The 11688-nt window shown below is 40.8% G+C and carries 13 protein-coding genes and 1 tRNA gene; 10 read left to right on the plus strand and 4 right to left on the minus strand.

The window, feature by feature from the left end:
• Nucleotides 1-46: 46 nt before the first annotated feature.
• The 3 genes from ACP5L5_RS03170 to ACP5L5_RS03180 are packed head-to-tail and all read left to right on the plus strand — an operon-like array spanning nt 47 to nt 2327.
• On the plus strand, nt 47-1597 hold the full coding sequence (locus tag ACP5L5_RS03170) for a glycogen/starch/alpha-glucan phosphorylase (protein ID WP_428761554.1): 1551 nt from the start codon (nt 47-49) through the stop codon (nt 1595-1597).
• Between the two features lie 39 nt (nt 1598-1636).
• A complete protein-coding gene (locus tag ACP5L5_RS03175) occupies nt 1637-1843 on the plus strand; it encodes a hypothetical protein (RefSeq protein WP_048056776.1) in 207 nt (68 codons plus the stop codon).
• Nucleotides 1844-1880: 37 nt separating this feature from the next.
• Nucleotides 1881-2327 carry a hypothetical protein gene (locus ACP5L5_RS03180; protein ID WP_013603509.1) on the plus strand — a complete coding sequence of 149 codons (447 nt, stop codon included), beginning with the start codon at nt 1881-1883 and terminating at the stop codon, nt 2325-2327.
• Here the strand turns inward: ACP5L5_RS03180 and ACP5L5_RS03185 are convergent, their stop codons facing one another.
• On the minus strand, nt 2328-3488 hold the full coding sequence (locus ACP5L5_RS03185; RefSeq protein ID WP_428761556.1) for a DUF763 domain-containing protein: 1161 nt from the start codon (nt 3486-3488) through the stop codon (nt 2328-2330).
• Between the two features lie 125 nt (nt 3489-3613).
• Between ACP5L5_RS03185 and ACP5L5_RS03190 the strand changes: the two genes are divergently transcribed.
• From ACP5L5_RS03190 to ACP5L5_RS03205, 4 genes are all read left to right on the plus strand, one after another.
• Nucleotides 3614-4831 (plus strand): acyl-CoA dehydrogenase family protein, encoded by a 1218-nt coding sequence (locus ACP5L5_RS03190; protein ID WP_428761558.1) that lies wholly within the window; start codon nt 3614-3616, stop codon nt 4829-4831.
• A 55-nt stretch (nt 4832-4886) separates the two neighbouring features.
• Entirely contained in the window at nt 4887-5306 is a 420-nt protein-coding gene (locus ACP5L5_RS03195) for a hypothetical protein (protein WP_428761560.1), read from the plus strand.
• Between the two features lie 29 nt (nt 5307-5335).
• Entirely contained in the window at nt 5336-5578 is a 243-nt protein-coding gene (locus tag ACP5L5_RS03200; protein ID WP_048057098.1) for a hypothetical protein, read from the plus strand.
• Nucleotides 5579-5768: 190 nt separating this feature from the next.
• On the plus strand, nt 5769-7280 hold the full coding sequence (locus tag ACP5L5_RS03205) for a M28 family peptidase (RefSeq protein ID WP_013603504.1): 1512 nt from the start codon (nt 5769-5771) through the stop codon (nt 7278-7280).
• Here ACP5L5_RS03205 and ACP5L5_RS03210 read toward each other — a convergent pair.
• Entirely contained in the window at nt 7269-7739 is a 471-nt protein-coding gene (locus tag ACP5L5_RS03210; protein ID WP_428761562.1) for a phosphopantetheine adenylyltransferase, read from the minus strand. The two genes, ACP5L5_RS03205 and ACP5L5_RS03210, sit on opposite strands and share 12 nt — an antisense overlap.
• Before the next feature lie 172 nt (nt 7740-7911).
• Here ACP5L5_RS03210 and ACP5L5_RS03215 point away from each other — a divergent pair, with 172 nt between their 5' ends.
• The 3 genes from ACP5L5_RS03215 (at nt 7912) to ACP5L5_RS03225 (ending at nt 9972) form a co-directional block, all read left to right on the plus strand.
• Nucleotides 7912-8901: a PhoU domain-containing protein gene (locus ACP5L5_RS03215; RefSeq protein ID WP_428761564.1), complete on the plus strand. Its 990-nt coding sequence runs from the start codon at nt 7912-7914 to the stop codon at nt 8899-8901.
• Between the two features lie 42 nt (nt 8902-8943).
• Complete coding sequence (locus ACP5L5_RS03220) at nt 8944-9588, plus strand: METTL5 family protein (protein ID WP_428761566.1); 645 nt, start codon at nt 8944-8946, stop codon at nt 9586-9588.
• 296 nt (nt 9589-9884) lie between these two features.
• Nucleotides 9885-9972: transfer RNA gene (locus tag ACP5L5_RS03225), tRNA-Leu, on the plus strand.
• Between the two features lie 213 nt (nt 9973-10185).
• Here ACP5L5_RS03225 and ACP5L5_RS03230 read toward each other — a convergent pair.
• Nucleotides 10186-10440 carry a hypothetical protein gene (locus ACP5L5_RS03230; RefSeq protein WP_428761568.1) on the minus strand — a complete coding sequence of 85 codons (255 nt, stop codon included), beginning with the start codon at nt 10438-10440 and terminating at the stop codon, nt 10186-10188.
• Nucleotides 10441-10625: 185 nt separating this feature from the next.
• Nucleotides 10626-11651, minus strand: a complete 1026-nt coding sequence (locus tag ACP5L5_RS03235) for an aminotransferase class I/II-fold pyridoxal phosphate-dependent enzyme (protein ID WP_428761570.1) — start codon at nt 11649-11651, stop codon at nt 10626-10628.
• Nucleotides 11652-11688: the final 37 nt, after the last annotated feature.

The following is an 11688-nucleotide window of genomic DNA, read 5'->3' on the forward strand; positions in this document are numbered from 1 at the left end:
ATACAGTACTGCTTTAATATGCCAATGCTTATATCGTATCCTCAGTATGAGTAATGATCCAGATGCCATAATAAGTATAACACCCGACCTAGCTCTCGACATGGGATATACATATGCAGGTGGACTTGGTGTTCTTGAGGGTGATAAATTCTACGGCGCAGCAGCACTAGGGCTTAATTATTACGTAATTACCCTCCTGTATAAGAATGGTTATGTTGATTATGACTTCGATAAGGAGGATAATCCAGTACCGAAGCCTCAGCCTCAACCCAAGCCCTTCCTTGAATCCCTAAGGCTTACTGACACATTCACAATCAAGTTAAGGAATGAGGATGTGGAGGTTAATGCATGGGAGTATAATTTAGGTTCAGCTCATGCCGTGTTCCTAGAGCCTAGAGGCCCTGAATGGGTCTTGAAATTAACCGATAGGATATACATAGAGAGCAGTGTTGAGGATAAGTTCCTGAAGTACATATTCCTTGCAAGAGGCGCTGTGGAGTTCATTAGGAGGAATATTGGCCTTGAGAATGTTAGGTACATAGATCTTCAAGAGGCTTATGCGGCCATGGTTCCAATAATACTAAAAATACCAGGTAGATATAGACTAATAATTCACACGCCAGGTCCTTGGGGCCACCCATCATTCCCAAATAGACTGTTCGAGGAAGAGACGGGTTATAGGTTTATTGAAGATCCCGTGGTCTTGACAAGCATTGGTGCCGCCATGGCATGGGAAATCATTATGGTCTCCTCAAAGCATTACGATATAATGAGGAAGGTGATACCCCAATATATTAGTAAGGCTAGGTTCATAACAAATGGTGTTGACCTAAATAGGTGGATGGATCCGGAGATAAGGATGCTTTACGAGAAGGGTTCGTTAACGAGGGATAACCTAGGACTCATTAAGTCTAGGCTAAGAAATGAGTTACAGGGATTAATAAGGTCCTATAAGTCCATTGAGTTAAATAATAATGCGCTTGTGACTGCGTGGGTTAGGAGAATGACGCTGTACAAGAGACCTCACTTTGTGGCTAGGTTAATTGAGGAGGGGGAGTTTAATGATGTTATTTTCATACTGGGTGGTAAGTCGCATCCCATGGATAAGGATGGACTAATATACATGAAGAAATTTAGGGAGTTGCATAAGAAGTATAAGAATGTTGTTTATATGCATGATTATGATGTTAATAAGGCCAAGATAGTATTAAAGGGCATTGATGTATTATTATTTACACCATTTCCTGGTTGGGAGGCTAGTGGTACGAGCTTTATGAAGGCTGCAATAAATGGTGTACCAAGTATAGCTTCACGGGATGGTGCAGCCATTGAGTTAATTGCAGACGGCGTTAATGGTTGGTTATTCGGTAATGACATTAGGGATTTAATAGATTTTGCAAATGATCCAAGGGGTAAGGAGATTGATGAAAGGGAATACACCGAGTTTAAGGCTAAGTTCTCTCAAGTCTATGATTTATATAATTCGGATAAGGAGCGTTTCTACCTAATTAGCCTAAGTGCAATACTTAGTTTCGTACCTAGAGTAGACATTAAAAGAGTTCTGCGTGAGTATTACCCTGACCTTGTGAGTGCATAAGGGTTAAAGCTTTTAATTCCCCTATAGCCTTGGTCGTCAATGCCAACATGTAAACTTTGCGGTAGGTCATTTGACACGATTGCCGAATTGTATGTGCATTTACGCAGTGAATGCGGTAAAATTCCAAGGTCTAGGAGATGTCCTGTATGCGGTAGTAAGTATAAATCGATTAGGTTTATGAGGCATCACTTAATTAATGAGGCGTTTATTGAAGGTAGGCATATGAATTATTTAATTAGCATTTAATAGTTAACGTTATTTAATTAATCGTGATACCTTAACTGTGGAGGTAACAAGGATAGTTAAGGTACAGGCGAATTGTAGGGAGTGCTTGGATCTGGCATTGAGAGCATTATCCACACTTAATGGGATATTGCTAATGAAGATCTTCAATAATGACTTGGCAATAACATACGAAACAAATAACATTAGTTTCAGTGATATTGCCCAGGCAGTGCTTTCTCTTGGTATTGGATTAGTACTTAGGAAGGTGGTCATGGTCATGAATACCAGGAGGAATATAGACATTAGTGAAGTGGAGTCGATAATAAGTAGGGTTGTTGACGGCGTTGTTAGTTTATCATATGATCAAGCAACATCTAGGTTATTAATTATAATGCATCCAGATACTGATATTAATACAGTTATCAGTAAATTAGCAAGCATGGACATTGTAATTAATGAGGTAACCATTGATGAATTATCCCAGGTATTGATGGCACGCTCATGATCAGGGCGGCGTTGGTCTTACCAAATCGACGGGTAGATTCAATTGCCTAGTTACATTAGCTAAATGTTTCAGGTATATTGTCAATGCACCATCCTTCCTAGCCATGTCTACTATTGCCTGCATTATGTCAATAACAGTATCATAGATCTCCCTATTCACTGGGTATGGTGATCCATCCTTACCACCTAACGCGAATGCATATCTTCTTGGGTCAATATTTGCTGGGTCATTCCAATCAATTGGATTTCTATAGATGAGCTCAGCTATTAAGGCTAGGGCTAGCATGGTGCTTGGGCCCAAACCTCTGGTGAGTAATAGATCCTTAAAGTCATTAGCATCCCTAGCTTGCTTGATGGTATCCTCGTTTATCGACGCGGTATATGGCTTAAAGGCACCACTTAAGTATGGATTATAATACCTAGGTGGTTCTTTGCCTAAGTATGTTAATATTGTGGTGTTACCCTTCATCATTGCCTTTACCATCGCCCAATCCCTAACTACTTTAATTGCTTCCTGATGTACAAGATCAAGTATAGTCTTCCTAGCATCGTTACTCGTTCTACTAACCATGTTGAGTGCATGGTTACCCTTAATGCCAACAATACCTGTATGTGGTTCATTCAGTAAATCATTCTCCATCCAAATATGGTATCTTCTAGCATATTTTATTTTCTCATTTAATCCCTGCTGAATAACGGCCCACGTACCATCAGAGCCTATGATCATTGCATGGTGATAGAGCCTATAACCATCCTGTAGCGCCGTATTATCGATCTTAGCTGAAAGCCTTGACATTAATTTAAGGGTTTCAATATCAATATCCCATGTTCTACCTAACTCCTCAATTTCTACGGGCGCATTAAGTGCATAAACACCCTTACCACCAATAACCTTAATACCAGTATCCTTCTTGGACAATGCTTCCTTAAGTGCTGCCGTAGTTATCGTCGTGCTTCCCGAGGAATCCCAATCCATACCAATTATATTATTAAACGCTTGGAAAAACACCGGGTTAGAGAATAATCTAATGGTATTCTTAATACCACGTTCATCAATTAATAACTCGACAATAAGTCCACTAAGCCTAACCATCCTACTATAAAGCCATGGTGGTACATGACCTGCATGAAGCGGTAAATCCGCTACGCCCGAAATACCCACAAAATTACTAACTTAATGAGCAATATATAGTTCTTTCGTTTTCAATGAAACATAAGGTAACAATCATTCCCTCACCAGGACTATAAGGTTATGCTTTTATGTACTTAGGGTTTTGTGATTTATTAATGGATTTCGATCTTAGTAGGGAGGAGGCCCTGTTTAGGGATTCCGTTAGGGAGTTTGGTGAGCGTTACATAAAACCTCACTGGGTAGACCTTGATGAGGGTAAGTACTCACTCCTTGAATTAATACCTAGGCTCGCGGAGCACGGCTTAATAGGTTTAACCCTTAGTTCTAAGTACGGGGGTTCAGAGGGTTCCTTCCTAATGGCGGCAATAGCTGCTGAGGAATTGGCCTACGCGGATCCAAGTCTCGCAGTGCCTGTGTACTTCTTACTCGAGACCGCTTGGCCATTTATTGTTCAGCGATATGCAAAGGATAGTACTAAGGAGGAGGTCCTACCGAGACTAACCAAGGGTGAGGCCTGGATTGGCATTGCATCGACCGAGCCTCAGGGTGGTAGTGATGTGGGTAATGAGAGGACTGAGGCGAAGCTAGTTAATGGTAAGTGGTTGCTCACGGGCGAGAAGAACATGGTTACTGGTGTGTCAATAGCCCTTAGGTTGCCCTATGGTGGTGGCTTTGTAACTATAACCAGGACAGGCCCTATTGAGGCTAAGCATAGGGCTATAACAACAATGCTGTTCATGGTTAAGAGGAATGGTGTTGTTAATACTGGCTTTGAGACTAGGGATTATGAGGAGTGGGGTAGGAGGGGAATACCCACTGGTTACTTAAGGCTTAATGGTGCTCCTGTGGATCCAGACTTCGTGCTTGGCGAGGTGAATAATGGGTTTAAGATAGCAATGGAGGGTTTTGATGTTGCGAGAACTCTCATTGGTGCAGCGGCTCTAGGAACTGCACGCTGGATGCTTGAGCAGGGCAGGGAGTGGATTAGGAGTAGGGTTGTCTTTGGTAAACCAATTTCCTCCTACCAATCAATAAGTTTTAAGTATGCTGAATTGAGCACGAGGCTTGAGGCGGCAAGGCTCATGGTTTACAAGGCGGCTTGGCTTGCTGATAAGTTTTATAGGGGTGATTCCTCAGTTTCAATACTTGACATTGCTAATGCTGGGGCTATGGCTAAGATGCTTGCCGTGGAGTTGGCGGTAGACGTAGGTCTAGAGGTCATGAAATGGTTTGGCGGCATGAGCTATTACAAGGAAACACCAGTAACTAGGGCATTCCTAGGTGCCCTAAGTTACTACGTTGGTGCTGAGGGTGCACAGAACATACTGAGACTAATAGTGGCAAGAAACCTAATAGGAAGAGAGGTAGAGTAATCTAAAGCCAGGTGTGAGAATAGTTTTTAAGGATAACGTGCGGTCTTTCATCAATATGGGTCAACAACCAGGAACACAAAGTACAATTCCCTATACCGCATACATACTGTCATTAATAGGTAGTATATTAATGGTAATTTACTCAATAATGGTACTGGCGTTCGCAGCCTTTATTGGTACATTACTACCCCGTTACTATGCGTTTCATCGGTTTGGATATTACCCAATGATGACAATGATGCCACTAACACCTGTGCTTTTCATTGTTACAGGTATTATCGGCCTTATAGTAAGCATACTGGCTCTATACTTCTCTTTAAGGTTGGGCAGATTAAGTGATGTGAATGCTGTGCGTAGTACAGGTGTAATCCTTCTTGTACTGGCAATAATAGGTTTGTTTGTCGCAAATGGCTTCTTCATTGGTTTTATACTGCTTCTGATTGGTTCAATATTGGCTATGACGTGGAAGCCATAAATAGGTCCCTTAAGGTAATTAGAATTAAAATGGTTAGTAAGGCCGTGATGAGGTTTATTGAGGAGTTATTAAATCCATACTCAATTTATTACTCGGATGGTGTATTAAACAGTGAGGGAATGACGTTATTGAAGGTAATAGCTAGGGAAGTCCTTAGGGAATACCCTAACCTGAAGTCGAGGTTTGCCAAGGCTAGGCGTAGGAGGGATTATGAGTATGTTTCGGGTCTCCTTAATGACGTAATTTCCTATCTTTCACAGTCCTCTCGATAAAATCTACGGATCTTCTGTAGATTCTTTCTATGTTGAAATTACGGCCCTTAATAATGATTATACTAATTAGTACTATGAGCAATACTAAGGTCCTTATGCGTTTATAAAGTCTCGTAATACTCCTTAGGCCTGCCATACCTGGTTCTCATTATTACGCTACACTTATATTTATCTCTGTATTAACTTGGTCGTGTCTGAATTAACAACGGCGCTTAGCATTGCTAAGAAGTGCTCATCATACATGGATCTGGCAAGTGGATCAGTTGCCGAATACGACTTCATACAGTGGCTTCTGAATCAAATAGATAATCCACTATTCTCCTATGAATTACAACCTGTCAGTGTCCTTGTCTGGAGGGATAGGTTTTCGAGAATTGTACATGGTAGTAATGAGTTTAGGGCATTGAGTATGCCGCTAACCCTAGGTGGTTCCGATAGGGGTAAGTTAACGATGGATATTAATGATTCGGAGGGCAAGGTATTACTTATGGACTATCCCGAGGATATGGATGATGCGAAGTATATATACATAAAAGCCATGGAGAAGGGAGCACTCGCGGTGATCTTTAGGGATAGGTATCCTGGTGTGGTTAGGAGGATTGTGGTGACGGCAACACCCGATTACTCCTGGGACAGGGCGCCACCACCAGTGATACCCGCACTCACTGTTTCTAGGGAGGTTGGTGATGAGTTAAGCAAGCATGTTGGTGAGGAGGTGGAGTTCGTGAGTGACGTAGAGACTAAACTAAGCACTGGTTATAACCTCATAATTAACCTTGAAGGCAATAGGGAGGAATCGGTAATTCTGGCGGTACACCACGATCATTGGTTGACGGGCTACGCAGATAATTGCCTAGGTATTGGTTTAGGGACAACCATGTTACTTAATGCGATTAAGGAGAGGTCGAGCATTAAGAGGGGCTTATCCTTCATTTCCTTCACTGCTGAGGAGGCTGGTAATCCAGGGTTTGCAAGTCTTTATTGGGCCTATGGATCAACTAGGTATGTTGAGTATCTCGAAAGGAGGGGCTTACTTAATAATGTATATGCTGTGCTTAATCTGGATGTGGTTGGTAGGCAGTACGTAATACATACTAGTGAGGATTTATCAATGCAATTAAGTCAATTAATTAGTACTCAATGGGAGTTGCCCAAGCCTTATTTTGACTCACTGAATTTTGAGATGAATGGTACGCCATCGATGACATTATCAAGTCTTGATTATTACTGGGATGTTTATCATACAGACAGGGATACTGAGGACAAGGCTAGTCAACGGGATATTGACTCGGCCTTTAAGACTGCGGGTCAATTACTTAATTATTTATTAACTAATGATTTAACGCCATCCCCATACATATCCGTATTAAATAGGGATATAATAAGTGTGGGCTTGGGTATTGAGCTTAAGGAGGATTGGGATACATACAGGCTTGTTAAGTACTTACTTTCTAAGTACCTGGTTGAGTATAGGCGTGATGGTTCAGTGAAGACTATATACACGAACTCAATATTATCCTACGTGAGGAGGTTCATAAACATTAATGACATAAGCCAGGTACCGCTCAGGGTTGAGGAAATGGGTACCGGAAAGGTCATAATGGACACAAGCACCATAAGAAACGTGAGACAACTAAGCCAATACATATCCCAAGTGATAGAGTCATTGGCTGAGGACATGAATATAAACCTAGTCACCTAGCTCCTTAGTACCTGTCCTATCCCTAATAAGTGTACTTGATACTTTATTCCCAAGTCCATCCTTAATTATTGGAACGGCAATAATGTATAGAGGTCGTAACCCCCTCTCTCTCCTAAGGTTATTTATCTCAATAGCCCTGGGCAATGTCTCTAGGCTTACCACTATTGCATCAATCGTTGGATCAACAATTGTTGGGCCGTATGGATCATTAATAACGTCAATTATCACATCACGGTCATTACTGCCCAACTCCTTAATTAGACTCCTTAGGTTAAGGAACCTGATCTTTAATGGTTTCACCTTGTACGTCTTATAGGCCTGGGCAAATTCATCGCTCGTAACGCCAACAAGCACCTTGCGCCCATAATTAAGTGCCGTGAATAGCAATGCCGTATGTCCCGTATGGAGTGTATCGAATGTTCCACCGACGGCAACCTTCCTGAACCTGAGTCTCTGCATATATTAAATAATGAATGCATTAGTACTTAATAAATCTTGAAGCTCTCTCTTTAATGCCATGCCTTACTACTTGTTTAGTCACTAGCTATATATTTAGTGGTTATTGATATATATGGGGTAGAAAAATAATACTTGAGACTTAGATTTTTATACCCAGTTATACCCTATATGCGTGTCATCTATCTATAGGAGGGTTATTAGGATTGGCGAGAAGAGTATTGGAATTACATTACCTAAGCGGTGGCTTGATGTATTAAGTGTTGGTGTTGGTGATGTCGTTGAGATAAGCCTTATTGGTAAGGTTATTGTGGTTAAGCCCGTTACACAGGTTGGCGGTGAGACTAATGAGGTTAGTATATCACTTGGTGGTTCAATTGATGAGACCACTAGGGTAATAATTGCGAGTTATATCGAGGGTTATGATAATGTAGAGGTTATTGGACAGAAGGACGTGATTAGGAAGGCTTTCTCGAGTGTTGAGAAGAAGTTGCCTGGTTCATTAATGCTTGAGGGTGATGGTAGCGTATTGATTAAGGTGGCGACTAGCGAAACGAATGTCGATCTCAACGAGGTAATTAGCAGTATGGCCAATATTCTAAATTCCATGTTTGGTAAATTCATTGATTACCTTGAGTCGAATAAGGATGATTTGTTAAGGGAGGTTCTTGAACTCGATGATCAGATGGATAAGTTGTACTTCCTCGCATTAAGGACGATAAAGAAGCTATCCTTTAGGGATCCGAAGAGAGCCATCGACGATACCATAGTCGTGAAGAACCTAGAACATGCAGCGGATGCGTTGGATAGATTATCGAATGCCTTTATGAGGATACAAGCAACTCAGTGCAGGCGTGAAATCAGTGAGAAGCTTAGGGATGTTTGGACTTACATAATGAGGGCTGTGTATTCATACCTGGAAAACAACATCAATAATGCCATAAAGGTACTACTCGATAGGGAACGCATGCTCAATAATATGCTGGAACTTGCAAACACTGGATGTACTGGACTAAGTGGTTTATTAACGGCTTCGATACATGAGGGTCAATTAATAGTTGCATTGGCAGCGGACATAGCAGAGGCAGCCTTCAGTAGGCATGTTAGGAGTATTGCGAAGCCCACTAGATTAATCACTGGTGAGGAATTAAATAGTGAGGAGTGAGTTTAATTTAGGCTTTATGATGAACACGTCGGTAGCTGATTAATGAGGACGGTCAGAGATGCTGATATTCACAGCCTTAGGGATCTCGAATTACTCATACAGAGTATACCGGGTTATAAATCACCGAAGTTAAACCTTGAGCAGTATATAACTGATGCGAACATTGTTGCCGTAGCTATCTGGGATGCGTATATGAGGAATTACTTAACTGACGCTAGGGTCCTTGATTTGGGCTGCGGTACAGGTAGGTTTGCAATAGCCGCGGCACTAATGGGCGCTAGGCAAGTAATATGCATTGACATAGACCCTGAAGCTCTAGATACGGCTAGAGAATCAACTGGCAAGTATGGATTAAGTAACTTGGATTTCATCACAAGTGATGTTAGGAGCATAAGTATCACGGGTAGGTTCAACGTAGCCTTTCAAAACCCACCCTTCGGAATACAGTCAGAGAGGGGTCTCGACATTAAATTCCTAGCCACGGCAATAAACCACAGCAATACAGTATACACAATACATAAGTTAAGCACCCTAGACTACGTAAGCACTAAGGTTAACTCCTGGGGATGCGCAATGAATATACTGGATAAGGTAACAATAACAATACCACTCATGTACAGGCACCACAGAAGAAGAATATACAAAACCGAGGCATTCCTCGCACGAATAGAATGCCCAGGAAAATAACCAAAAGTTAAATCCTACTGTATTCATGGTTTTATGCACGAAATACTTAGGAGCATCTTTATTCCTAAGCAAAGTTCTATTAATTATCGTTATTTATCATTCCATCTTAGCAACACTCTTTAACTTACTCCATGCACTCTTAATACTTATTTTATCTATTTAACTAATAAATTACCTTCAGAATCAGAGCAGAAAGTCACTCAATAGATAATTCACTCAGATTAAACGCTATGAGAAAATAAACAAATAATCAACATATAAAAGCTTAAAAATCAAGGTTAACAAATCATTGACCTGCGGGGGTGCCCGAGCCAGGTCAAAGGGGACGGGTTCAGGTCCCGTTGGCGAAGGCCTGCGTGGGTTCAAATCCCACCCCCCGCACCAAAAATTGAATTATTCTTGGTTTATTATTGATGCTGAATTTTGCGTGATGTATCTTTATAAGTTTCTGCATAGTTAATGGTTTAGTAATTGTGGATTTCGATGATGCTGGCGGGGTTTGCTGATTACTGATGAGCTCTACCTTTACGGAGATTTCTCTGGATGATGTTTATTTTCGGGGGACTGAGCCTTGATGATCAATCCCGTCACTGACAATTAACCATTACATAACCTAATTACATGCTTATTTCTAGCCATTGTCTCCCTCTCGATCATGATCGTTGTATAATTAATCCCACTACCGTTATAATCCTTCATCGCTTGTGTAATCATTGTATTATTAATACGGTTTGTTTCATTAGGTGGGGGATTACTGTGAGTATTTATTGTGTATAATTGATGAGCGATAATTATTATGGCTATTATTAAGAATATCACAGTCACTAGTATTATCGTTATTCTTAATCCCATAATACTTACTTTGCCATGTACTAATTTAAATATTCATTGCACTATGGTGTTTTATTGATTCATGTTGAATCATGAGTAAGACTTATTTGCTGAAGTTATTAGTTCTTATTGATTCCCGTGCCGATGAGTCCCGCGGGAGCGGGGCCTGTGAACCGGCATCCGTCGGGCATGGAGCCCAACACAATTCATCTTCTTCCGCATTCTTCATTGATTGCATTCATTATGATTCTCATTGCTTCCTCAAATATATCTCTCTTAACCGACCCTAACCCAATCCTAATACCATCATCTTTGCCGAAGTACTGCCCAGGTACTGTCAGGATATCCCTACTTAGTAACTTATTTGCGAATGCGCTTCCTGTAATTTCCTGGCATTTGGTCCTTATATAGAGTATGGGCATGTATTCCACGTAACTAATACTGACGTAGTCACTAATCTCATTAATCACCTTTCTCATAGTATCTACATTTGGTATTATTATGCCTAGGTTCCTTTCCCTAACCCAACTCCTATTCCGTAGGAGTATTGATACGTATTTTAGATTTAAGTCGATAACGAGTGGACTTACTAGATCAATTATTCCATTAATCTCCTTCACTATCTCATTATCACCGACGACCCAACCAACCTTAATCTCATTCATTGTGTAGAACTTTGATGTGCTGAAGGTGAAGATTATATTCTCCATGGGCAGGTCCTTAAGATTATTCTCAACGAATTCTAGAAATATTGAATCGATTACAGCATAGGCATTTCTCCTTCTTAACTCATCACTTAACTCCCAAAGTAATTTCTTATTCAGAAATGTACCGAGAGGATTGTTCGGATTCGAGAAGAAGAGCGCTGAACCTCTCTCAATATTATTAAATAATTCAGTTAATGATTCATTAATGTTCAATTCAGTTTGCCTTAAACGAAGGAACTTCGGTAGTACTCTTATTGGTTCATACTCAGGTATTACAGTAATTACTCTCTCAATTAACCCTAATTCCCTCAATGCGGTTAAAGCGGCGAAGTTACCCTCCTGTGTACCATGGGTAATTGCTAAATTCCTCCTATCAACACCATAAATACTCATTAAATCCTCAATGAAATTACTCGCTTCACCAAGTTTTATTATCTCGTCCAGTTGTATTGGCTTAACACCACTACTTGATACATCGTACTTAGCCCTGTGTGTCCGTAACCACGTGAAATGCCCAATCTCCACGGTTTACAAAATTATTCCAATATTAATAAATAGTATC

The sequence above is a fragment of the Vulcanisaeta sp. genome (assembly GCF_049966235.1).
In the GTDB taxonomy this organism is placed as follows: Archaea; Thermoproteota; Thermoprotei; order Thermoproteales; family Thermocladiaceae; genus Vulcanisaeta; species Vulcanisaeta moutnovskia.

Coding starts and splice junctions, on each gene's coding strand:
- ACP5L5_RS03170 (WP_428761554.1), top strand. CDS start 47: ATGAGTAATGATCCAGATGCCATAATAAGTATAACACCCGACCTAGCT.
- ACP5L5_RS03175 (WP_048056776.1), top strand. CDS start 1,637: ATGCCAACATGTAAACTTTGCGGTAGGTCATTTGACACGATTGCCGAA.
- ACP5L5_RS03190 (WP_428761558.1), top strand. CDS start 3,614: ATGGATTTCGATCTTAGTAGGGAGGAGGCCCTGTTTAGGGATTCCGTT.
- ACP5L5_RS03195 (WP_428761560.1), top strand. CDS start 4,887: ATGGGTCAACAACCAGGAACACAAAGTACAATTCCCTATACCGCATAC.
- ACP5L5_RS03200 (WP_048057098.1), top strand. CDS start 5,336: ATGGTTAGTAAGGCCGTGATGAGGTTTATTGAGGAGTTATTAAATCCA.
- ACP5L5_RS03210 (WP_428761562.1), bottom strand. CDS start 7,739: ATGCAGAGACTCAGGTTCAGGAAGGTTGCCGTCGGTGGAACATTCGAT.
- ACP5L5_RS03220 (WP_428761566.1), top strand. CDS start 8,944: ATGAGGACGGTCAGAGATGCTGATATTCACAGCCTTAGGGATCTCGAA.
- ACP5L5_RS03230 (WP_428761568.1), bottom strand. CDS start 10,440: ATGGGATTAAGAATAACGATAATACTAGTGACTGTGATATTCTTAATA.